Origin of the sequence: Shewanella donghaensis (assembly GCF_007567505.1) — a bacterium.
Lineage (GTDB): Bacteria > Pseudomonadota > Gammaproteobacteria > Enterobacterales > Shewanellaceae > Shewanella > Shewanella donghaensis.
Genome location: NZ_CP041783.1, coordinates 3878850 through 3902471 on the forward strand (window position 1 = coordinate 3878850; position 23622 = coordinate 3902471).

16 protein-coding genes are annotated in these 23622 nt (G+C 41.1%); 11 read left to right on the top strand and 5 right to left on the bottom strand.

The window, feature by feature from the left end:
* Window positions 1-800 precede the first annotated feature (800 nt).
* The 9 genes from FPK91_RS16675 to FPK91_RS16715 all read left to right on the top strand — a co-directional run bounded on the left by FPK91_RS16675 (window position 801) and on the right by FPK91_RS16715 (window position 15685).
* Entirely contained in the window at window positions 801-2363 is a 1563-nt protein-coding gene (locus FPK91_RS16675) for an ammonia-forming cytochrome c nitrite reductase subunit c552 (RefSeq protein WP_227006598.1), read from the top strand.
* 411 nt (window positions 2364-2774) lie between these two features.
* Window positions 2775-3149 carry a BlaI/MecI/CopY family transcriptional regulator gene (locus tag FPK91_RS16680; protein ID WP_144212552.1) on the top strand — a complete coding sequence of 125 codons (375 nt, stop codon included), beginning with the start codon at window positions 2775-2777 and terminating at the stop codon, window positions 3147-3149.
* Window positions 3146-4372: a M56 family metallopeptidase gene (locus tag FPK91_RS16685; RefSeq protein ID WP_227006599.1), complete on the top strand. Its 1227-nt coding sequence runs from the start codon at window positions 3146-3148 to the stop codon at window positions 4370-4372. Before FPK91_RS16680 ends, FPK91_RS16685 begins: the two co-directional genes overlap by 4 nt.
* A 493-nt stretch (window positions 4373-4865) precedes the next feature.
* Entirely contained in the window at window positions 4866-5789 is a 924-nt protein-coding gene (locus FPK91_RS16690; RefSeq protein ID WP_144212554.1) for a TAXI family TRAP transporter solute-binding subunit, read from the top strand.
* Window positions 5790-5955: 166 nt separating this feature from the next.
* On the top strand, window positions 5956-7878 hold the full coding sequence (locus FPK91_RS16695) for a TRAP transporter permease (RefSeq protein WP_144212556.1): 1923 nt from the start codon (window positions 5956-5958) through the stop codon (window positions 7876-7878).
* Window positions 7879-8130: 252 nt separating this feature from the next.
* Window positions 8131-9219, top strand: a complete 1089-nt coding sequence (locus tag FPK91_RS16700) for a methyl-accepting chemotaxis protein (RefSeq protein ID WP_144212558.1) — start codon at window positions 8131-8133, stop codon at window positions 9217-9219.
* Between the two features lie 204 nt (window positions 9220-9423).
* A complete protein-coding gene (locus FPK91_RS16705; RefSeq protein WP_158638096.1) occupies window positions 9424-9621 on the top strand; it encodes a BlaI/MecI/CopY family transcriptional regulator in 198 nt (65 codons plus the stop codon).
* A gap of 405 nt (window positions 9622-10026) precedes the next feature.
* Complete coding sequence (locus FPK91_RS16710) at window positions 10027-12852, top strand: hypothetical protein (protein WP_144212562.1); 2826 nt, start codon at window positions 10027-10029, stop codon at window positions 12850-12852.
* 160 nt (window positions 12853-13012) lie between these two features.
* On the top strand, window positions 13013-15685 hold the full coding sequence (locus FPK91_RS16715) for a TonB-dependent receptor domain-containing protein (RefSeq protein WP_144212564.1): 2673 nt from the start codon (window positions 13013-13015) through the stop codon (window positions 15683-15685).
* 348 nt (window positions 15686-16033) lie between these two features.
* Here FPK91_RS16715 and FPK91_RS16720 read toward each other — a convergent pair whose 3' ends face one another.
* The 3 genes from FPK91_RS16720 to FPK91_RS16730 all read right to left on the bottom strand — a co-directional run bounded on the left by FPK91_RS16720 (window position 16034) and on the right by FPK91_RS16730 (window position 19910).
* Window positions 16034-17968, bottom strand: coding sequence for a B12-binding domain-containing radical SAM protein (locus FPK91_RS16720; RefSeq protein WP_144212566.1), 1935 nt, complete (start codon window positions 17966-17968; stop codon window positions 16034-16036).
* Between the two features lie 286 nt (window positions 17969-18254).
* Window positions 18255-18866, bottom strand: coding sequence for a protein tyrosine phosphatase family protein (locus tag FPK91_RS16725; RefSeq protein ID WP_227006600.1), 612 nt, complete (start codon window positions 18864-18866; stop codon window positions 18255-18257).
* Between the two features lie 30 nt (window positions 18867-18896).
* The gene (locus FPK91_RS16730) at window positions 18897-19910 is read right to left on the bottom strand and encodes an aldo/keto reductase (RefSeq protein ID WP_144212568.1); all 1014 of its coding nucleotides are present in this window, start codon (window positions 19908-19910) and stop codon (window positions 18897-18899) included.
* A gap of 222 nt (window positions 19911-20132) precedes the next feature.
* On the opposite strand from FPK91_RS16730, the gene FPK91_RS16735 reads away from it, so the two are divergent.
* Entirely contained in the window at window positions 20133-21413 is a 1281-nt protein-coding gene (locus FPK91_RS16735; protein ID WP_144212570.1) for a glycerophosphodiester phosphodiesterase family protein, read from the top strand.
* A 130-nt stretch (window positions 21414-21543) separates the two neighbouring features.
* Here the strand turns inward: FPK91_RS16735 and FPK91_RS16740 are convergent, their stop codons facing one another.
* Window positions 21544-21888, bottom strand: coding sequence for a DUF4156 domain-containing protein (locus FPK91_RS16740; RefSeq protein ID WP_144212572.1), 345 nt, complete (start codon window positions 21886-21888; stop codon window positions 21544-21546).
* 258 nt (window positions 21889-22146) lie between these two features.
* On the opposite strand from FPK91_RS16740, the gene FPK91_RS16745 reads away from it, so the two are divergent.
* Window positions 22147-22467 carry a PH domain-containing protein gene (locus FPK91_RS16745; protein WP_144212574.1) on the top strand — a complete coding sequence of 107 codons (321 nt, stop codon included), beginning with the start codon at window positions 22147-22149 and terminating at the stop codon, window positions 22465-22467.
* Window positions 22468-22558: 91 nt separating this feature from the next.
* Here the strand turns inward: FPK91_RS16745 and FPK91_RS16750 are convergent, their stop codons facing one another.
* Window positions 22559-23485: a manganese-dependent inorganic pyrophosphatase gene (locus FPK91_RS16750; RefSeq protein WP_144212576.1), complete on the bottom strand. Its 927-nt coding sequence runs from the start codon at window positions 23483-23485 to the stop codon at window positions 22559-22561.
* Window positions 23486-23622 lie beyond the last annotated feature (137 nt).

Genomic DNA, 23622 nt, shown 5'->3' on the forward strand with positions numbered 1-23622 from the left:
AAGTAAATCATCACTTTTAAAAATATTTATTAAGCAAAGCCCAATCCTATGATTGGGCTTAGGAGTTTCAATCTCTATGGATGTTCAATATGTGCCACAACATGAAATAAAAGCAATATAAACAGCTCGGAAACGGGTCTTGTTTAAGTGCGTTTTATCATCCTGCTTAATCCCTGTGCAGTCTGATATTAATTTTAGATATTATTTTTATTTTACAAATAATTCTAATAAATATATCGATTAATAATTTAGTAAACGTTATTGGTAGAATAACTCAACAAATAAAGTTAAAAAATAATATAGATATTAATAAATGGTAATAAATTACTTTCTAATAAACTATTATATGTATTAGATTTAAGTTTACATTTGGTCTTAGTATTTTTTATTATAAATGTTAATTTATTAATGCTGGTTTAATTTATTTTTAAGCTTAAATTAATAAATGTTCTAGTGTTTCTTAACTACTTGAATTAAATACCTGTCACAATCTTGAGTTCACCATTTAAAAAGTTAAGCAATTGTTTTTAATCAGTTTGTTTTAAATTTTATTTATTGTTAATTTATATATTTGAAAGGTTTAATAATAATTATACTTTTTAATATAAACTATGTACTCCTAAAGAGGTATTGGTCTGTAGCGAGTTATTTTATTTGATTAGAACATGGTCACACTATTGGGTTAAATAAATTTACGTTTATTTTATTTGTGACAATAATTGTTAAACTTTGAATGTTAATTTTTAAGTTTATTAAATAATAGATTGCTAATAAAATGAAATAAGTTCCAATTAGGAGTGATGATGAAATTACAAAAGCTTGCGCTAGCGGTAATGGTATCTGCGATTTTTGCAGGTACAACCGTTGCTAAAGATAAAGATGTTGATTTATACAAGAGTGAAAACTGGCAACAAACCTTCCCTGAGCAATATAAAACTTGGGCTGAAACTGAGCAAAGCACACCTGCATCTGGTGAACTTGACGATCTTTTAGCGGCTAACCCAAACCTAGTTTCAGCTTGGGCGGGTTACGGTTTTGCTAAAGACTATAACCGTGCTCGTGGTCATCACTATGCTTTGACCGATATTATCGAAACATTACGTGTAGGCCATCCTGTTGTTGGTCATGACGGTAAAGTCGTTGGCGAAGCAATGGCTGCTAGCTGTTGGTCATGTAAAAGCCCTGATGTCGCCCGTATGTATGATGAAGTGGGTGAAGGTAAATTCTCTGACAATGCATGGTCTACATGGGGTCATGAAATGTCTAACACAATCGGCTGTGCTGATTGTCATGAGTTAGGTAAAGAAGAGCTTAGATTGAGCCGTCCTTATACTGATCGTGCGATGAAAACGATTGGTAAAGATTTCGCTAAGCAAGATTCAACGATGCAAGCCAGCCAAACCTGTGCTCAGTGTCATGTTGAATACTATTTTGATGGCACAGACAGTAAGAAAGTGAAATACCCAACGGATTACTGGGTACCTGGCGTAGAAACTGATTACAAAAAGTTTGTTAACTACACTGGTACTGATGGTTTATACCTAGGTTTTGCTGCTGAAGCACAACTTGCCTATTTCGACCAACGTGGCTTTAAAGATTGGACTAACGCCGTTTCTGGCGCGCCAATGATTAAAGCGCAGCATCCTGAATTTGAAAACATGTTAGATAGAACTGAACATGCAATGGATGACCATTTAGAGTTTGGTTGTACGACTTGTCATATGCCTAAAGCGACTAATGCTAAAGGTGCAGAGTTCTCTAACCATAAAGTGACTTTTGAAGCGGATAAATTGCCAGAAGACTGTCAATCTTGTCATGAAGCTGGTGACTTTAAAGAGATCCTTGATGAGCGTAAAGCTGAGATCACTAAGTTACGTTTCGATGCCAATGGCACCGACCCACGTTTAACTGAAGTGCACTTTAAAGCACAAGCTATCTGGTCTGCTAATGGTATTGAAGGATTAGAAGCAGGTAAGAGTATTGGTGAAGCAAAAGGCAACTATGAAGCAGCCTTAAAAGCGAAAACCCCGCTTGCGACTGAAATGAATAGCCTACTGACTAAAGTGAGAAATGCACAATGGTTCTGGGATAGCGCAACGGCATCTCACGGTATTCATGCGCATAACCCGACTGAAGCAGTACGTTTGCTAGAAAAATCTAATGATATTTTAGATGCAGCATTGACTGAAGCAGATGCATTATTAGCTAAATACGCACCTAGCTATAAGTATGATGCAACTAAGTACGACACTAAAGCGAAGGTACAGCCTTTAGTGGGTCTTGACCTAGAAGCTATGCAAGCGTCTAAAGAAATATTTTTAGACAAGCGTGTTAAAAAAGAATGGCCAGCAGAGCTTAAGTAAGCTTGCTAGTTGATTTGAATATAAGCCGACTCTCGACGATTTATAGGTAAATTCAACCTCCGTTCAAATCTCGTCTCCAACAAAGTCAATGCCAGTCGATGTAAATCGACTGGCATTTTTTGTTTTTGTTTACATCAATTTATCGTCGCTTAAGCTGCACTTTAACTTACTGGTATCTTCGCCATAGACTCCATTCACGAATATAGCTGTTCAAAAAAACTTCAAATAAGGTGTTGCTTAATTAGGATTACGGTTGTAATCTTTAATTGTGAATTACATATGTAATCCTAATGTTTGAAGCAAATTTTATTGAAAAAAGCAGTGTTTCAAACATCTTTTATCAAACACAGCATTGAAAAAATAGCATCGAAAAAAAATAGCATTCAAAACAAATAGCATTGGAAGTAAACGATGAAAGACATCAGCAATAGCGAATTATTAGTCCTTAAACAACTTTGGCAACGGGCGCCTTTAACATCAACTGAAGTGGTTGATGCTTTGGCATTAAGTCATGATATGCATGAAAAAACCGTTAAAACCTTAATTAACCGCTTAGTAAAAAAACAGGCGATTAGTTATGAGAAGCAAGGTCGGGTTTACCATTATTCACCATTGATTGTTGAGCATGACTACACCGCTAAAGAATCAGAATCATTTGTTGAACGTATGTTCGCTGGCAAGTTAGCGCCTTTGGTGGCGGGCTTTGCAAAGAACAATAAGTTATCAGCAGATGATGTCGCTGAATTAAAGACATTACTTGATGATTGGCAGCAGGAGCAAAAATGATGCTGAACTGGTTTATGGAACAAACCGTGATATTAACGCTATTTTGTTTGCCGATGATGGTGTCTCATCGGATTATTTTGGCAAAAATCGGTGCCCATTATACCTATGTATTATGGAGTGCAGTGCCGATATTACTGCTCATTTCAGTATGTCAGCTGTGGTTTCCTGAGGGCTTTATGTCCCTAAAGCTTTCATGGTTGTCATTGCCTGAGCCTGCTGCTGTCATGCAGCATTATCAAGTGCTTGCCACTGATACTATCAAGCTATCTTCTATGCTTATTAGCTCACTGTATCTCGACTACTTATACATCGCGGTTATGAGCTTCTTATTCGTGAGTATGGTGTACCAACAGACTCAATTTAACCCCATTGTGGCCTCTGCGGTTAAAGTCGCTGAAACCAATAAGGGTGTTGATATATTGGCTCATGCATCCGTTCAGTCTCCAATGTTGGTGGGGCTATTGTCACCTTGTATTCTGGTGCCGTTAAATTTCAAATCATTAGATATTAATCAACAGCAAGCAATCATCGCTCATGAAGCGTTTCATCATGAGCGTAAAGACTTATGGTGCAATGTCATTGGTTGTAGTGTGCTATTGATGTTCTGGTTTAATCCTTTGATGTGGTTTGCTTACAGGCGCTTTAGACATGATCAAGAGTTGTCGTGTGATGCCCAGGTAACATCAGAAATGGAAAAAGATAATAAAATTGCCTATAGCCATGCGCTATTGGCCTACTCGCAGCATGTTCCTTTGAGCATGTTACACACTCACTATGGAGATAAAACCATCTTAAAAGAAAGGATTATACAGATGAAAAAACAGCACGGAAAAAACACACTCGTCATCATGGGGATCACCCTAGCATTAGGTGTGAGTGGATTAATGTTAAACCAGCAAGTTCATGCAGGTTCACAAGCTAAGCAAGCGGAGACACATGTTGTCCCTACAATGCGTATAGATCCTATCTATCCTGCTAAAGCGGCAACTGCAGGACTCAATGGTTATGTACAGCTGGAATTTGATATTAGTCAATCTGGTAAAGTATCGAATGTTGCAGTGATTAAATCATCTCCTACAGGTGTATTTGACCAATCTGCTACAGATGCCTTATCACAATGGGTTTATACTGAATCAGCTAGTGGCGTTAAAAAAGCACAAGTACAGCTTGATTTTGTTATTCATGAGCCAGCTGCTGATGTAGAGCGCATTAAAGTTAACTAATGATAAGTGTGAGCAATACTCGCTTTTTGAGTATTAGCTAATAGGTTTAGCTTGATCACCTAAACCTGAATTTATGAAAATATTTCGTCAAATCTCAATAACGAAATCGCTTGTTAAAGCATACAGCGTTGTGTGGCTATGCAATGTTGTCAGCTATTTATTCGATTCAACCAAAAGTTTGTTTTTTGTAATAAACTCGTTGTAAACACGGTACAAATCTTGGTATTTTTTTTTACTGTTTTTGAAAAGTCCCCCTTAGCTCTACTTCCTATTTATCCTCTGTATTTTCATCTAAAGCCGATGCTAAAAAGTCTCAACGACTTATGTTTGATGGTTATTTCCCCCTATCTAAATTGACTCTGTTCGACTATTCGGTACCTTGACATTGCCTAGTCCATAAGTGACTATCGATGCCAAATTTAAGAAAACTACTAATATATAAAGGTTTTTCATCAAATCCTAATATATAAAAAAGAGTAATAAGGGGAAGGCTATGTTTTATCGTTCGTTAGTTTTAGCTCTACTATTGGTATTGCCAGCTTCAGCTCAGGCTGAAAACTATTCAATTGGTACCGGTGGTCAAAGTGGTATTTATTATCCATTTGGTGGCGCACTAGCAAAAGTTTGGTCTGATAAGGTCCCTGAAGTAAACGTAAAAGCCGAAGTGACAGCAGCTTCCGTTGAGAACACCATCAAAGTGGTTCGCGGCGATATGATCGCTGGGATCGCAATGGGTAATGTGGTGCTTGATGCCTATAAAGGTGAAGGTAAATTTAAAGGTGCTTTGCCCGTTAAGACCTTATTTGCATTGTACCCAAATCTTGTTCATGCCATTAGTTTAGAAAAATCAGGTATTAACTCATTAGCAGACCTTAAAGGTAAACGTATTTCATTAGGCGCTCCAGCCAGTGGCACCGCTGTGACATCAGCTGCATTACTTGCATCTGTAGGCATCGATGTTAAGAAAGACATTAACGCGGTATATCTTAACTACGCTGAAACCACTAACGCTCTGGCAAATGGCCAAATTGATGCAGGCTTTATAGTTGGTGGCCAAGGTGTTGGCGCAGTGACACAGGTGGCATTGACTCATAAGGTTAATATCATCCCTGTATCTGCTGCTGAAAGCGCTGCATTTATTAAACAAAATCCTGCCTATAGTAACTACACCATACCTGCTGATGTTTATAACAATATCGGTGAAGTATCGACGTTAAGTGTTTGGAACGTCATTGTCGTTAGCGCAAAAATGAGCGATGAGATGGCGTTTAACCTGACTAAAGCGGCTTTTGAAAATATGACAGAAGTTCAAAAAGTGGTAAAAGTGGCTGAAGCTACCACGCCAGAAAATGCTAACCGTCTAGAAGGTGTGCCATTACATCCGGGTGCAAAAAAGTATTTAGATTCTCTAAAATAGCGATGATTATCTCATTATAATTAGCCAGTTAAGTCAGAAGTTAACAATAACCACTGATGTTAACAGGCAAAGTTTTACCCACAAAGGCAGCTAATAGTTGCCTTTGCGTTATTTAGGCTGTTTGTGATTGGCTAATTGCCATCACTGCAGTTTCAAAGGACTTTATATGAACCCAGTTCAAGCGGATAGTTTTGATAGCAGTAAGGCAATAATTGAAGCCTTACCTTATGAAAAATCAGTTAAGTTTTTCGGTTACCTCATTCTAGCCATAGCAGTGGCATTATCGTCATTTCAAATCTGGCAAGGGATCACTTCGACTATCTCTGCAACCTACTTTCGTCCAGTGCATTTATGTTGGGTGCTAGTGTTGATCTTTTTGCATTACCCACTGATTCGTAATCGCCAAAATAAAGGCTATATGTTGGGGCGGGCAGTTGATCTGGCCTTGTGCGGCTTAACGGTATTTGCAGGTTACCGTATGTCGATTTTCGACTACAACGATATCGACCATATGCTGTATGGCTTAGGCATGGCGGACTTAGTTGCTGGCGGTGCATTGGTGCTGCTATTACTTGAAGGTTGCCGCCGGACTGTAGGCTGGGTCATGGTACTGATCGCAGGTATGTTTTTAGCTTATAGCGCCTTTGGCGATATGCTGCCTGGGGCAATGGCAACCAAAGCCTATTCCTTACAGGAACTGATTCAATTTCAAATATATTCAGCGAACGGCGTATTTGGCTCAGCACTGGGCATTGCTGCTACGACGGTGTTTATTTTTGTGTTATTTGGGGCCTTTTTAGAGGTGACTGGCGCAGGTAAATTTTTTATTGATTTGGCATTTTCTATCGCGGGTAAATATCGCGGCGGACCGGCCAAGGCTGCGGTTTTAGCCTCTGCTGGGTTGGGGTCGATATCGGGTTCAGCCATAGCCAACACTGTGACCACTGGTTCAGTGACGATTCCAATGATGAAAAAGCTCGGTTATACCCCTGAGCAATCTGCTGGTATTGAAGCTGCGGCCTCAACCGGTGGACAAATTATGCCGCCGATTATGGGCGCGGGTGCGTTTGTGATGGCACAGTTTACCGGCGTGCCTTATAGCGACATCATGCTGGCATCTATCGCGCCAGCTATCCTATATTTCTTTTGTACCTTGCTCTACGTGCACTTGATGGCATGTAAATTAGACCTTAAAGCGGCGAGCCGAACAGAAGCCGTCATTTCAGTTATGAAGCAAGGCGCGCATCACCTTATTCCGCTGGCTATTATTACCACATTATTGATGATGGCCTATTCGCCATTGTTAGTTGGCGTGGCTGGTTGTGCAGCAATTTTAGTAACTGCAGCATTGCGCAAACATAGCCGTATCGGCTTGAAAAAGTTTATTGCTGGTATGAAAAATGGCGCCTTAATGGCTCTGCCTATTTCGGCTGCGTGTGGCGCAGCAGGGATTATTGTGGGGGTTGTTGGTCAAACAGGCATAGGTTTGCAATTTACCCAATTTGTGATGGAGTTTTCTGGCGGTTATATGCTGGTGGCGTTAGGCCTAATCAGTATTGTGGCCTTGGTGTTAGGTATGGGCTTACCTGTGACGGCAGCTTATATTGTATTGGCGGTTATGGCTGTACCAATGCTAGGTGATTTTGGCCTGCCATTATTAACCGCACACTTGATTGTGTTTTGGTTATCGCAAACCTCAAATGTGACTCCGCCGATTGCACTTGCTGCCTTTGCGGGGGCGGGTGTCGCCAATGCTAATCCGATGAAGTCTTCTGTGGAAGCCTTCAAATTAGCAGGGGGGTTATTTATGATCCCAATCATGATGGCTTATACCGATTTACTTAATCCTGATGCAGGTTTAATGGCGTTTACTTTTGCCATAGTGCAAACGGCGACCATTATTGTCGCGATAGCAATATCGATAGAGGGCTATCTATTACGACCGCTTAAAACGATTGAGAGAGTAGTGGCAATAACGGTGGTTCCTTGGGTATTGTTTAATCCGTTAAGCACTGGTTTTATCGGGGTATTAGTGATTTTAAGTTTGATTGGCGTGCAGTGGAAAACACGTCATGGAGTCACGGCATAAAAATGTTGAGCCAGTTATAGCGAGGAACAAGTTTTTTTGTAAAGAGTTCTTTAATAGGGGATCTTCGATCAGTAAAGCCCGATCAATTGTTTGGGCTTTTTACTAAGTAAATTTTTGTAGTAAGCCATTTGGGATGCAAACTGATACAGCTTTAGTTCTTATTATTGACACAAAGTAATCTAACTTATTTTAATAGAGCTTATACTCAAAAAATGTTTGGGGAAGTCAATATCAATATTTAATGGGAAAGTTATGTTCGTTCTAAAAAATAACCATAAAAAATTACAACAAGAAAACCAGGCATTAGAGCAACAAATCAAGATATTAACTGCGGAAAATGTCGAGCTAAATAATAAAAACCAAGAATTATCTAAAGAGATAATAGTAATGACCCATCATTCCGATGCTAAGTTTGAAGGCAAACTTTTAAATTGTGCAATTCAATCTTTAGGGCACATTGAAGGAGTTAGAGGGACAGTGCTTCAGGCTCATAATGATATTAATCATGAGAAAGAATCTAGCGAACAGATTAATGAGTCATTGGATGCATCTAATCATTCACTAGAAAATATGGTGCTAGGTATTGATGCGATAACTCAGAAGATGACGGGATTAACGACTAATATCTCGGGCTTGTCGTCTATGGCGGATAATATCAATGCATTTGTAGCAACTATTTCAAAAATTTCTGATCAGACTAACTTACTAGCCTTGAATGCTGCAATTGAAGCTGCAAGAGCAGGCGAAGCTGGGCGGGGATTTAGTGTGGTAGCGGACGAAGTAAGGGCTTTGGCCAGTAATACTAATGTGTCAGCAAAAGAAGTCGCAGAGTTAGTGCAAAAAATTATTCTTTCTACAAATGAAACAGTTTATTCAGTCGAAGATATTCAAGCAAGTAACTCAGAATTAGCGAATGACATGACGTCACTGAAGCAGGATTATGAGTCCATAATCTCATGCTGTACTTCTATGAAGAATGCAATTGGCCATGCGTCATTACGCACTTTTATTCAAACAGTTAAATTAGATCATATTGTTTGGAAAGGTGATGTTTATGCAGTGGCTTCAGGAGTAAGTAATAAAAATATTGGTTCATTTTCAGATCACACTATGTGCCGATTAGGTAAATGGTATCAAACCACTGGACGAAATAATTATGCAAATTTATCTGCGTTTAAAAAGCTAGATGAGCCGCATAAGCTTGTGCATCGAAGTGGTGTCGAAGCGCTTACTTTGATTAATGCTGGCGAAAAAGAATCAGCGTTGGAATATCTTGACAAGATGGAACGAGCAAGTGAGCTAGTGATGGCTTATTTAGATGAAATTTCACTTAATAGTTAACTTTCCTATAGTAAATAGCTTTTTAAGTCCATTAAGCCCAGTCAATTGATTGGGCTTTTTTATGCGTTTTTTAACTGTTTATAAAAACATCAAATAAGTAATTACTTATTTAGGATTACGGCTGTAATTTTAACATTAGGATTACGTTTGTAATCTAAGGGCGATTTCACTCGCTGAATTTATTTAGCATTAAAAACTAACGAAGTGAAGCATATTAAAGACATCAGTAATAGCGAGTTATTAGTATTAAAACCGCTCTGTTTGCAAGCGCCGCTAACCTCGGGTGAAGTGGTGGATGCATTAGCAAAAGCTCAAATTTTGCATGAGAAAACGGTTAAAACCTTATTAAGCCGCTTAGTGAAAAAGCAGGCTATTAGCTTTGAGAAGCAAGGCCGTATTTAACATTATTCACCGTTAATTGCCAAGCAAGAATATACAGCGAAAGTGCCTGAAAGTTTTGTTAAACAAATGTTACTGAAAAGTTAGCCTCCCATTAGTGGCAGGTTTTGCTAAGAATAATGAATAGCTGAAGCCAATTATTGGATGTAATAACAGAAGATAAAATAGACGATTATTACAACTACAGCTCCGCTGTAGGTTACCTAGGTGAAATAATTGTTAATATTGTGATAATTAAAGTTACCTGAAATCCTCGCCTAAGTCATTGTTTACCTTATTTATTCACAAATTCATAATGTTAATGAAATGTAGTTGTCATTTTATAGCAGTCTTTTTGTCATTTTTGCAGGTTAATTTGTCGTCCAATCGAATTACTTAACACGCTTACATCCGTCTTCGGAGATGACAATGGAACTGAAAAATATGTTTAAACTTAGTGCTGTATCAGCTGCTCTTTCTGCAACATTGCTACTTGCGGGTTGCGGTGGCGATATCAATATCGATACGGGATCTCAAGAGCCTACTAATCCAACAACACCAACAGTACCAACTGAAACAGATCAACAAATTGCTTATGGTGGCTTCGCAGAAAAAAGCACAACAATAGCGGCAGTCGATGGCAAAGAAGTGTGGGTGTTAACTGGCTCGCTTGCTCCTTCTACAGGTGCTTCAACGGTTAAAGTTGGCGGCCAGGATGGTGCAAATATCATTCTAGGTAACGATGTTGTTTGGATGCTAGATGGTGCGGTTATCGCAGGTGGCGATAAAGCAGATTCAGTTGAGTTGTCAGTCATGCCAGGCACCAAAATTATTGGTGGCAGCGAATCCTATTTAGTGATTAGCCGTGATTCAAAAATTATGGCAGCAGGCACAGCAGAAGCGCCAATCGTATTTACTTCTCTTGAAGCTGCGCTAGGCCAAACTGGCGAAGCAGGACAATGGGGCGGTTTAGTCCTTCTTGGTAATGCGCCTGTTAACTCTTGTCCTGATTTAACCAGTTGTGATGCGGCATTTGAAGTGGGTAACCACAACTACGGCGGTGATAACACCGAAGATAATTCAGGTGTTATTCAATACGTTCGGGTTGAGTTTGGTGGCTTTAAAATCAACGATACTCAAGAAATGAACGGTATCAGCTTTGCCGCTGTTGGCGCAGGTACCACTGTCGACCATATTCAAATTCATAAGAATAACGATGACGGTGTTGAATTCTGGGGCGGTAACGTATCACTTTCACATGTGGTGTTAACTGAAAATTTCGATGACTCATTAGATTGGACCAACGGTTGGCAAGGTAGTGCCCAGCACGTTTATATTCGTCAAGAAGATAATGGTTCAAACCGCGGTATTGAAGGCGACAGTAATAGCAGCGCTGATGCAGCGCCACAGTCAATGCCTACATTGGCTAACTTCACCATTCAGGTGGCTAACGGCACTCACAGTGGCGGCGATGATGCAGAAGGTATTTTACTGCGTAAAGGCACAGCGGTTAATGCTTACAACATGCTGGTTAAAGGCGATGTGGATTCAGGCGAATGTTTAGAAATCAACGGCGACAACACGGTTGATACAGCAGAAGCTGGCAATTTAAACATGCAAAACAGCTTAATCGATTGTGTTGAGCCATTTAAAAACGCCAAGGTTGATGCAGATAAAGGCTACACCAAAGCTTATGACGTTGAAGCATGGTTTATGGCGCAAAACGGTAACTTAGCTGGCGCATCAGATTTAACAGATTACATGCCAAACTCATCTTCTGTTGCCTTAACTGGCGGAGCGGCTGACTTAGCTAACATGGATGACCGTTTAGATGATGCCCAATATATTGGCGCATTTGACGGAACGACTGATTGGACGATGGGCTGGACCACGGCCATTCATGATGAAACTACACCTGCACCCTCTGAATTACCCGTGTTAACGTCTTGTCCTGTAGGCACTACGGCAGAAGATGTGGTCGCCGGTCTTTATAAAGACGATAGCGTCACTTTGGTGTGTTCAATTGAAGGCAATATCACCACTAATACCACACTGCTTGCTGGTCAAAACGTGATGTACAAAGTGGATGGCGGCGCGGTGATTATCGGCGGCGATAAGACTGATTCGGCGACATTAGCGATTCAAGCAGGTACGCAGATTTTTGCGACAGATAACAGCTACATTGCAGTGAGTCGTGGCTCTAAAATTATGGCCCAAGGCAGTGCAGAGCATCCAATTACTATGACCTCTCAGCAAGATGTGATTGCTGGCGCAGAAGGCGAGCGTGGTCAATGGGGTGGTTTAGTTATTCTGGGTAATGGCGAAACCAATAAGTGTCCTGATAAAGACAATTGTGATGTGTCATTTGAAGTGGGCGACTTCCCATATGGCGGTAACGACAATGCAGATAACAGCGGTCAAATTAGCTACGTAGTAGTTAAATACGCTGGTTTCAAAGTCAATGATACTCAAGAAATGAACGGTATCTCATTTGCGGCAGTGGGCAGCGGAACCCAAGTTGACCATATTCAAGTCCATGCAAATGGTGATGATGGTGTTGAATTCTGGGGCGGCGCGGTCAACCTGAAATATGTTTACCTGACAGACAACTTCGATGACAGCTTAGATTGGACTAATGGCTGGCAGGGTAAAGCACAATATGTGTATATCACCCATGAAGACGGACAAGCTAACCGTGGTATTGAAGGCGATAGCCATAAAGGCACAGACGACACGCCAGTTTCAAACCCAACTATCTCTAACGTGACCATTCTTCCTGGTACTGATATTGAAAATGCCAGTGGCGATAAAGGTGAAGGTATTATTCTTCGTGTTGCTACTCGTGCGTCACTTCATAACGTTCTAGTACAAGGTCGTAAAGGCTCAACTTCTGAAACTGAAACGGGTGAGTGTCTAGAACTTGATGGTACTTACGCAGGTCTTGTTACCAACGTTAATGATGAAACATTAGTGATGTCTCACTCGGTTATCGATTGTAACGAACCTTTCAAATACAGCTCTGACAATGTTGATACAGCTGACGCTGTTGATACTGAGGCGTGGTTCCTAGCACAGACGGGTAACTCAACTACTGCAGTGACATTAACCGACGGTATGCCAGCGGGTACTGACACTGTGTTACTGGGTACGGGTCTTGATATGAGCACGACTGACACCTTCTTCGAAGCAACTGATTTCATCGGCGCATTCGATGGTCAGACAGATTGGCGTCAAGGTTGGGCTTTTATTAAATAAGGCTTATTAACACCTTCAGCATCGGGGAGTGAGTGCTCCTCGATGCTGCTTAAAGTGCGATTAGATAATCAAAATAGTTAGTTAAATTTTCCAGCAATTGTCACCGATGTTTCATACCTTAGTGGCGCGACCTGAACTGTGTACAGGATTGAAAAACGTTATGAAAACCAAGCCGAGTTTTATCGCTAATAAGCTAAGCCTAGCTGTTGTCACTGCTATTTCTGCAGCCTCACTTTTTGCAACACTACCTGCTTACTCGGAAGAAACACCTGCTTACGATCCAGGTGAAGATTTCCCCATTGAAGTCATTGCTGTGACAGGACGTTTACGTAGCTCCGCCTCAGAAGCTATGGAAGAGCGCCGTGAGCAACCTGCTGTGGTTGATATTATGGGCGCAGACCAGATTTCTCGCACCGGAGATAGCGACGCCGCCGCAGCGCTGCGACGTGTTACTGGATTAACCCTTAAAGATGGTAAGTTCATTTATGTGCGTGGTTTAGGTGAGCGCTATTCAAGTACCTCATTGAATGGTGCGGTTGTACCATCGCCAGACCCTACCCGTAATGTGGTACCGCTAGATATGTTCCCCGCTTCAATTATTGAATCATTATCAGTTCAAAAATCCAGTTCAGCTAGCACTCCCGCTGCATTTGGTGGTGGTCATGTTGATATTCGTACTAAATCAATTCCTGCTGACTTCTTTTTTAAGGCATCTGTTGGTGGCCGTTATAACACCAATGATAGCGATGACACTTATACCTATAACGGCGGTGGTGATGACTGGACGGGTCAAGATGATGGTACCCGTGCAATGCCAAACAGCATTAATGATGTGACTAATCAATATGGCGGCATCAGCCCAATCGATATCGTTACGGGCTCAAATGGCACCATTGATTTTGCTAGTGCCCAGGCCATTAACCGTGGTTTAGCCAGTGATATGTATCGTGATATGACAGTATTTACCGAAAGTACCGATCCTGGGATCCGCGGCAATATCGCCATTGGCGATCGCTGGGATATTACTGACGACATTATTTTTGGTGCCATGTCTGCAGTGTCTTATAAACAACAAGCTGAAAACTATACCAAGCGTGAAGTTGAGCTAGATGGTGATGAGAACAGCGTACAAATTGAAAACTCAAAAGACATTGTGGGCACAGACTCAATCGTGCAAATGTCTGGCATGCTTAACTTAGGTTTAGAAATTGGTTACGACCATAAAATACAGACATTTTCGACTTATTTACGCGATACATCAGATGATGTGTCAGTGGCCATAGAAGAAACCATTGATACTATCGCTGAGCCTAATGCGTTGCAGGTTTATGATATTGCGTATGAAGAGCGAAACCTTATCAGTAACCAAATTCAAGGTGAGCATTTCTTTGAATACTTGTGGGATTTAGAAGCTAACTGGATGTATTCAAATGCCAGTTCAAAGCGTTATGCACCCAGTGAATTGTCCTACACATACAATGTAATACTTGATGATGCGGATAACATTACTCGCCGTAACTTAAACACCCAAGATGCGCCTAAATATGTTTATAGCCGCCTTGACGATAATACCGAAAACTACAAATTTGATTTAACCCTACCCTTTGAATTTGGCATGAATGTGCTAAAAATCAGTGGTGGTTATGAGTATTTCGAACGCACCCGTGAAAGCTTTGCCACGCGACTGGGTTTTGATGTGGGACTCAGTCCGACAGATCCCAATGGTGACATCCTAGCAGGTGACTTTGATGATATTTTCTCAGACAAGAATATTGCTGATGACTCACTTGATCTAGAACTAAAAGATGCCTCAACTGATACTGAAGATTACGTTGCTGCGGAAATGATAGATGCAGGTTTTGTGAATCTTGATATCGATTTCGATGATGTATGGCGCTTAACCGCAGGTGTGCGTTATGAAGATTTTCGCCGCGTGACATTGCCATTAACACCAGATGGTGAGATTTCAGATGAAGGCGGCCGTTACGATATTGAAGATTATGCTATTGCTGAAGACGGATGGTTTCCTTCATTGGCATTAACCTGGAAAGCATCAGATGTGAGTCAATGGCGCTTTGGCGCAAGTAAAACTTTGGTTCGTCCAGATTTGCGTGAAGTCGCCCCAGTGCGTTTCCAAGACCCAATTACCGGTTTTGATTTCTTCGGTAACCCAGAGCTTGAAAGCTCTGATATCTATAACCTAGATTTACGCTGGGAATACTACTCAGAAGATGGCGCAAACCTCAGTATTGGCGGCTTTTATAAAGATGTTGATGCGCCGATTGAAGCGATTCAACGTATCTCTGAAGCCGGTCGTCAGCTGAAGTTTTACAATGCTGAGTCAGGTTACATATACGGTCTTGAAACTGAGTTTTTACATGACTTAGGCTTTATTGGCAGTGATGGTGGAATATGGGAAGACTTCTTTGTCGCAGGTAACTTAACCTTAAGTGATTCAGAAATTGATATTGCCAGCAATGGTGAAATTGACCCAACCAATAGCACACGCCGCATGACAGGTCACTCTGAGTGGGTTGCCAATATGCAGTTAAGCTATGATTCTGCTAATGAATCCCACAGTGCCACCCTGGTTTATAACGTGTTCGGTGAGCGCATTGCTTATGGTGGACGTGGTGGTTTAGATGACGTGTATGAGCAACCATTCCATAGTTTAGATTTCACTTATAGCTTTTTACCGACCGAGAGCTTTGGGGTGAAGTTTAAAGTGAAGAATATCCTCGGCGAAACGACCGAATACGACCAACAAGATGTGGTGGTATACGCGAAGGAGCCTGGAACAGAATTCACTCTGCAGTTTGATTACCAGTATTAATACTGGAGATTAACAAGAGTGACAATAGGTACTGGTTTTTAGTATTTTTACTTCATCCTTTAAATGCTAAAAACGAAGTGCACAGTGTGATTGTTGGTGTTTGGAACACGCCATCCTCACACGCTTCTTTATCGGTAAACGTTATTTAAGACAACGTGGCTTAATGAAGAAGTAAGCAGTAAGAAGTTTATGATGTAAGAAGTACTAGGCCACTTTCTTCTGGAACAAGAAAGTGGCCTTTTTATTGGCTAGCGCTATTAGTTATAAGTGCTATTAGTTATAAGTGCTATTAGTTATAAGAGCTGTGAGGTATTAATCGCTGTTATAGCGTTGATAGTTAACAGCGGATCATTCCTCATTGCTTTCGATCAGATTGCTAATGGCCCTTGATACCAGATCTTTGCGCATCATAGTAGGCGTAACGGCTTGTTCAAACCAGAAACTCATCGGCTGATCAAAGCCAATACCATGCATATAATTGTAGATCGCCTTACGCAGTCCTTCACCGAGCATCTCATGATCGGTTTCGATAGGATCGGTAAAATCGACATCGTTTTCAGCGAATAAAACCTCAGGTCGATCGGCAAGGGTAATGCCGAACTTCTCAGGATTCATGCCCACAGGGCTGTGGATCGTGGCCACAAAACGATGCCAGTAGGCAGACTGGAAACAACCTTGTGCCATCATCTGACGCACCATTTCCAACGAATCGACTGTCTCTTGCTCGGTTTGTGATGGAAAGCCATACATTAAATATGCGTGTACCATAATACCGGCATCACTGAAGGCTTTGGTGACTTGGGCAACTCGCTCAACACTGACGCCTTTTTTCATCAGCTTTAATAAACGATCTGACGCCACTTCAAGGCCGCCACTGACCGCGATACAACCAGAATCAGCGAGCAATTGGCAGCGTGCTTGGCTAAAGGTTCGTTCAAAACGGATATTACCCCACCAACTGATCACCACATTGCGTTCGATTAAGCGTTTCGCAAAGGCAAATAAGGTCTTTGGCGGCAGGGCTTCATCGACAAAATGGAACCCTGTTTGTCCGGTTTCTTCAATAAGTTGCTCGATGCGATCAACCAGAATATCAGCGCCAGCAGTATCGTAGCGATCGATATAGTCCAAACTGACATCGCAAAAGCTACATTTACGCCAGTAACAGCCATGGGCGATGGTGAGTTTATTCCAGCGTCCATCACTCCAAATACGGTGCATAGGATTGAGCATTTCACATAACGATAAATACTCGCTTAACGGCAAGCCATCGTAAATCGGCGCGCCGACTTCCACCTGTGGGATATCATGGAGCTCTGGGTTTTCATTGAAATGAACATGTGGTTGGCCGTTTTCATCCTCTGCGAGAAAATAGGTGCGCACCAGATCGTCTATTTCTCGTTTCCCTTCAAAGTACTCGAGTAGCGTGATTAACGGACGTTCACCATCATCGAGACAGATAAAGTCAACAAACTCAAACACTCGAGGATCTTTCAGGGCGCGCAGCTCAGTATTAATAAAGCCGCCACCCATAACGATAGGCAGTTCAGGATTGATGGCTTTACAGGTTTGGGCAATGCGTAAGGCGCCCAGCATATTACCGGGAAAAGGCACGGTTAATGCGACGACGCTAGGCTGGGTTTCTTCTAGATACTGCTCGACTAATTGTTCCAAAATTTCTGAGCTGAAACTTGGCTCGTCCATTACCGTGTCGTAGAGATTATCAAAGCTTGGGTTAGCCGCGGCTAGCTTCTCGCCATAACGGCTAACTTCAAAGTAAGGGTCTACCCCTTGAGTAATAACGTTAGACAGATCATTTATAAACAGGGTCGCAAGGTATTTGGCCTTATCCTGTACGCCGAGATTACCAAAGGCAGCTTGTAGTACATCACCAGAGACAGCTTCCATTTGAGCAATAGCGTCAAATGCAGGGCCTTCTGGTAAAAAACGGCGAGAGTTAATCCGCAGAGCAAGGCTGGGATCTTTACCCTGTAAAAAGCGAATAGCAGGCTCAACGGTGAGCTGGTAACGGTCAAATTCAGCCAGAAAGTTAAAGATAACATCAGGTAATTCATCATCTTCAAAGTGCTCGAAATTAGCTTCAACATGCTGACGAATCGCATCCAATGCTGGTGCTGTCATCATTTCCAAGAAAAGCTCAATCGCAGGATCTCGCTGCACTGCTTCATAGCCTCTCAAACGCAAAAAACCAGTCAAATAGGCTGTTGCCGGATAGGGCGTATTCAGCTGGGTCATAGGTGGAGTCATTAGAAGAACAGTCATAGCTTGCCTTTGAATAGTAAAACTTGAGTACTCTGAACTAAACAGATTGTCAGCCCGAGCTAGGTAAAGAATCTTGTACAAAAGTGGCAGATAATACAGCTGCCAAAAAATAAGATGGGATTCTAACAAATGACCAAGGGAAAAACCCGTAAATTAGGCGGAAAGCTGATTGATTAATCATCGGAGCTTAATATGCTTTAGCGCATAAGAGGAAATATATGCAAAGCCACTTCCGATTAGGACAAGAAAGTGGCCGTCCGGTTATTGCTTATTTTAATTCAACTTATTACTTATCAGCATATTTGATTTTTACATCTTCAATCAGCTTCTGCCACTGTGGGTACTTAGCATAACTTTTTTGCAAATCTCCCCAAGGCGATAGGGTATCAGCTAAGGCATCATCAGATATTGGTGATTCTTGAGTGGCTAAATACAAATAATAAAATGCCGAGGCGCGATAATTGGCAGCGCAGTGGACAAGTACCGATTTATCTTGGTTTTGTTCCATTAGCGCAATAAATGTCTCAACATCTGCAATAGTCGGTTTTTGCCAATCGACTTCAATATTTTGATAAATCATTCCAGCATCGGATACTAGCTGAGCTTCATTTTCGATGTAATTTGAATTGTCTTTTGGGATCAAATTGATCACCAGTTCTACCCCGGATTTTTGCAGGCTTTCAAATTGTTTTGCTGTTGGCAGACCTGCAGTAATCACCTGGCTATTATTCACTTTCAGCGCTTTGATATCATCAAGCTGACTAGGGTCTATTTGCGCGGCAGCAGGGTTGACGATACCAGCGCTAAGTAGTGTGGTTGTCACTAATGTCATTAACATGGCTCCGGTCAGTTTTGTTTTTAATTTATCTATATTTTCATTAATATTAAAATTCATCATTGGCTTATCCATAATTTGAGCACATAAATGCTACTGAAGAATAGTATTGATTGCAGCAAGTTCTGCAGGGCTAAAGTCAAGATTATCTAGAGCTGCAACAGAGTCGATGACTTGAGCTGGGCGACTCGCGCCAACTAGGCAACTTGTGACTGCATCATTATTGAGGTTCCAGGCGATCGCCATTTGAGCTAAAGATTGATCGCGTTTTAGAGCAAGGCTGTTTAATGCTTGTACCTTAGCTAACTTTTCAGGGGTAAGATCGTTATTACCCAAATAGATTTGGTGCGCTTGTGCTGCGCGAGAATCTTCAGGTACACCTTTAAGGTATTTATCGGTAAGTACACCTTGAGCCAAAGGTGAAAATACGATGGACCCCACGCCTTCACTTTTTAATACATCAGTTAAGCCATCTTCAATCCAGCGATCAAACATATTGTAGCGAGGCTGGTGGATCAATAATGGCGTGCCTAGCTGCTTTAAAATACTAATAGCCTGTTGGGTTTGTGCTGGCTGATAGTTTGAAATACCGACGTACATTGCACGGCCAGATCTGACAATATAATCCAGTGCCTGCATAGTTTCTTCAATCGGTGTGTCAGTATCCATACAGTGGTGATAAAAAATATCGAAGTAATCTAAACCAGTACGTTTAAGGCTTTGATCGCAGCTGGCGATCAAATACTTCCTTGAACCGCCAATACCATAGGGTCCTGGCCACATGTCATAACCCGCTTTACTCGAAATTATCAGTTCATCGCGGTATGGGATAAAGTCTTGTTTGAATATATTGCCAAAAGTTGATTCTGCAGCGCCATAATGCGGGCCATAATTATTGGCTAAATCAAAATGAGTGACCCCAATATCAAAGGCTGTTTGTAGAATACTTCTGGCATTTGATTGTGGATCTGATGCACCAAAATTTTGCCATAAACCTAATGAAATTTTTGGTAAGCGTATTCCACTTTGGCCACAACGTGCGTAGGCCATGTTTTGATAACGATCTGAATTAGCGATGTATTGAGGGTTAGGCTCGTGGGTAATCATTTCTCATCCTACAAATGAATTAATTGGGCTGTGCTTTTAGTTAGCTACTAGTCAGCTATTAGATTATTACAGTTACTCTTTTAGTTCACCCTAAAACGAAAGTGCTTATATTCAAAAATACTAATAATTGTCATATTACCTTGTTTTTATAGTCACATTTAGGCTTTAGCTTATGCCTCCATACCAACCTTTTAAATATTTAATAAGTTAAATGGAGTAAAAATGTCGATGAAATGGATAAGTAAGCTGACCGTATTGAGCATTACCGCAAGTTTGTTACTCGTTACTGGTTGCAACGATAACGATGACGATAAAAAGGGGGCTAGCCCTCAAATAAATGAAACTGTGGTTGTCAGTGTCGGCCCAAGACCGACCTTTTTAGTTAATAAAATGCAAGACAGTGAACTTAAAACTCAGCTGACTCAGTGTGGCGGAAATACTATGTATCGTCATGACTTTTCAATTGGTCATCGCGGCGCGGCAATGCAATTTCCTGAGCATACAAAAGAGTCTTACCAAGCTGCGATTGCTACTGGTGCAGGTGTGGTTGAATGTGATGTGACTTTTACTGAAGATAAAGAATTAGTTTGCCGACATTCCCAATGTGATTTAGCCACCACCACCAATATATTGGCTATTCCAGAACTTGCCAGTAAATGTTCGGTGCCATTTAGTCCTGCGGATGCAGTTAATGGTGTATTAGCGACAGCACAATGTTGCACCAGTGACATCACCTTAGCAGAGTTCAAAACCTTAACAGGAAAAATGGATGGTGCTAATCCTTATGCGATAACGGTTGAAGAGTTTATGGCGGGTACGGCTAATTGGCGCACCGATTTATATTCAGGTAGCGGTACCTTGATGACGCACGCTGAGAGTATTGAATTGTTCAAAGCGGCAGGGATCAAAATGACGCCTGAGCTTAAGTCTGCCAGTGTAGAGATGCCATTTGATGGCTTTAGTCAGCAAGATTATGCCCAAAAAATGTTAGATGAATACATTGCTGCAGATGTGAATGCTGCATCAGTATATCCCCAATCTTTTAATCTTGATGATGTTAAATACTGGATAACCACTAATCCTGATTTTGGTGAACAAGCGGTTTACTTGGATGATCGTTATGACCTTGCTGATTTTGATCCACAAAATAGTTTAACCTGGACACCCAGTATGGATGAACTGGCCAATGATGGGGTTAACATCATTGCTCCGCCTTTGTGGGTATTAGTGACACTTGATGCAGAGAATAATATTGTTGCTTCTGAATATGCAAAATCAGCCAAATTAGCAGGTTTAGATATCATTACTTGGACGCTTGAACGCTCAGGTTTGTTAGCAGATGGAGCTGGTGGTTGGTATTATCAGAGCATCACAGATGCAATCGATAATGAAGGTGATGCATTTGAATTATTGGATGTACTTGCCAAAGATGTTGGCGTAATTGGCGTGTTTTCAGACTGGCCTGCAACGGTAACTTACTACGCTAATTGTATCGGTCTTTAACCTTCAATTAGTGCTTGGTGTACACCAGATAAAGGGGTGAAGATATTTACCCCTTTAAATGTCTATATGATATTAGAGCCGGATTGAAGGTACTGACAAACAACTCAATATTAGCTGTAAAATCGGCAGTTTATGAAGCTGGGCAATCATAAACATTGGCCATGATTGTCACTGAAGTGGCAAAGGCTTTAGGTTTGAACAAGTAAATCGTATTGGCATCCCGTTCAAGCGCATCATTTCGCAGTTGATTAATCGCGCCCTGAGTTAAATCCTTATTTGAAATAAATAAGTAATCGTACCAATGACCTTGAGAGCCAATAATGTTGCCTTTTAATTGGCAGAGCCCCATCTCACCTTGTCCTTCCCAAAGAATGGCGACACTTTCACTATTTTGATTCGCTGTACTGACACATGCTGTTAAGCCTAAGCAAGCGAGCAATGTGGCTAATGTGCTTAGTTTGTTTACTTTGTTCATATCGGCCTTAATTAACGGTTAGTCATGCCATATCTTCTACTATGACTATACTTATTGATGCGTGCATTCAACTTACTGAGTTAGGGTCTACTATGCAATAGTATGGCAATCAGTATGGTGAGTATTGCTCGTTGTTTTAGATAGCAGTTATAAATAGCAGTTATAGATAGCAGTTATAGATAGCAGTTATAGATAGCCCTTATAGGTCGTTGATAGGGATTTGGCCGTTGCAAAGCAGGCTATAAATAGGGAATACATATGGGTACCATCAATTTAGATAATGAAACCGTGATTAAGTCGACTTTTGCGACGGCTCAAAATGGGGCGTTTAGTGGCGATGGTCAGTTATCTCTTACTCAAAGTCGATTGTATTTTGAAGCGTCAAATAAAATATTTGAAATGGGCCCTTATGAAATTAATTTAACGGATATTATTAAAGTAGAAAAATGTTGGGGAACGGGTGGTGGCGTATTACCTATTACGGCAGATGCTATAACGATTGAATTAAGTAACGACAAACATTACAAGTTTATGGTGGCAGACTCAGAAGTATGGATAAAATTACTCACAAATTTGTAATGTCCTTTTTGGCCAAGCCATGGCATTTAAAAACAAAAAAGCTGAATCAAATGATTCAGCTTTTTTAGTGCTAGCGTAACTCAAGCACCAATTATGCCTTAGCGAATACATCCTGAAGTGATGGTACCACTTGCTTCTTACGGCTCAATACACCATCTAACCATACACGGCCTTCAACGGTTGCTTTACCGTAGGCTTGTTCAGTTAAATTAGCATTGTCAGAAACCACTAGCATTTCTGAACCTTCTTTCATGATATCAGTTAGCAGTAATAGTACACTGTGACGATTACCTTCAACTTTAAGTGCAGCAATATCAGCTTCTAAATCCGCTTTGATATCGTCAAATACCGCTAGGTCGATAACTTCTAGTTGGCCAATACCCACTAAGTTACCGTTCATGTTGAAGTCTTTAAAATCGCGCATGACGAGGTCACGGGCTGGCGTCCCTTCAACTGCAGATTTTACTTTGAACATTTCCATGCCCACTTCTTTGAAGTCTTCAATGCCAGCAATTTCTGCTAATGCTTCAACACAACGAATATCGGCAGTGGTACAGGTTGGAGATTTGAAGATCACAGTGTCGCTTAAAATAGCGCACATCATGATGCCAGCAATATCAGCTGGGATTTTTACCTGGTAAAAATCGTACATCATTTTGATCACGGTATTACTACAGCCAACTGGACGGATCCAACACTCAAGCGGTGTTGAAGTGGTTAAGTCACCCAATTTATGGTGATCAACAATACCGACAATTGTTGCCAGGGCAATGTCATCTGGTGCCTGGGTTAATTCAGAGTGATCAACGATATACACTTCTTCACCAGCGTAGCTTGTTTTGAACTCTGGTGCATCAAAACCAAATCTATCAAGGATATAGGCTGTTTCTGGTGATAACTCACCTAAACGTGCTGCAATTGCAGGCTCTTCAATTTGGTTTTTTAGGTAAGCAAGTGCGATCGCACCGCAGATTGAATCTGAATCAGGGATCTTATGACCCACTACATACATTGCCATTTGTTACGCTCCTATAAATTTGCAGCGATTTTAACAAGAAATAACCGCCTGACCAATCTTTACCAATAAAAAAGCCCCAGAGAGTAGTCTGAGGCAATTCAAATCAAGTTATCTTCATGTTTGCGAGCTTGTGTTGA

Excerpts from the sequence above, each read along its gene's own strand:
- FPK91_RS16685 (WP_227006599.1), top strand. The coding sequence starts at position 3,146 with ATGATGCTGAACTGGTTTATGGAACAAACCGTGATATTAACGCTATTT.
- FPK91_RS16675 (WP_227006598.1), top strand. The coding sequence starts at position 801 with ATGATGAAATTACAAAAGCTTGCGCTAGCGGTAATGGTATCTGCGATT.
- FPK91_RS16745 (WP_144212574.1), top strand. The coding sequence starts at position 22,147 with ATGGGTACCATCAATTTAGATAATGAAACCGTGATTAAGTCGACTTTT.
- FPK91_RS16720 (WP_144212566.1), bottom strand. The coding sequence starts at position 17,968 with ATGACTGTTCTTCTAATGACTCCACCTATGACCCAGCTGAATACGCCC.
- FPK91_RS16690 (WP_144212554.1), top strand. The coding sequence starts at position 4,866 with ATGTTTTATCGTTCGTTAGTTTTAGCTCTACTATTGGTATTGCCAGCT.
- FPK91_RS16750 (WP_144212576.1), bottom strand. The coding sequence starts at position 23,485 with ATGGCAATGTATGTAGTGGGTCATAAGATCCCTGATTCAGATTCAATC.
- FPK91_RS16680 (WP_144212552.1), top strand. The coding sequence starts at position 2,775 with ATGAAAGACATCAGCAATAGCGAATTATTAGTCCTTAAACAACTTTGG.
- FPK91_RS16695 (WP_144212556.1), top strand. The coding sequence starts at position 5,956 with ATGAACCCAGTTCAAGCGGATAGTTTTGATAGCAGTAAGGCAATAATT.
- FPK91_RS16730 (WP_144212568.1), bottom strand. The coding sequence starts at position 19,910 with ATGATTACCCACGAGCCTAACCCTCAATACATCGCTAATTCAGATCGT.
- FPK91_RS16740 (WP_144212572.1), bottom strand. The coding sequence starts at position 21,888 with ATGAACAAAGTAAACAAACTAAGCACATTAGCCACATTGCTCGCTTGC.
- FPK91_RS16735 (WP_144212570.1), top strand. The coding sequence starts at position 20,133 with ATGTCGATGAAATGGATAAGTAAGCTGACCGTATTGAGCATTACCGCA.
- FPK91_RS16700 (WP_144212558.1), top strand. The coding sequence starts at position 8,131 with ATGTTCGTTCTAAAAAATAACCATAAAAAATTACAACAAGAAAACCAG.
- FPK91_RS16725 (WP_227006600.1), bottom strand. The coding sequence starts at position 18,866 with ATGATGAATTTTAATATTAATGAAAATATAGATAAATTAAAAACAAAA.
- FPK91_RS16715 (WP_144212564.1), top strand. The coding sequence starts at position 13,013 with ATGAAAACCAAGCCGAGTTTTATCGCTAATAAGCTAAGCCTAGCTGTT.
- FPK91_RS16710 (WP_144212562.1), top strand. The coding sequence starts at position 10,027 with ATGGAACTGAAAAATATGTTTAAACTTAGTGCTGTATCAGCTGCTCTT.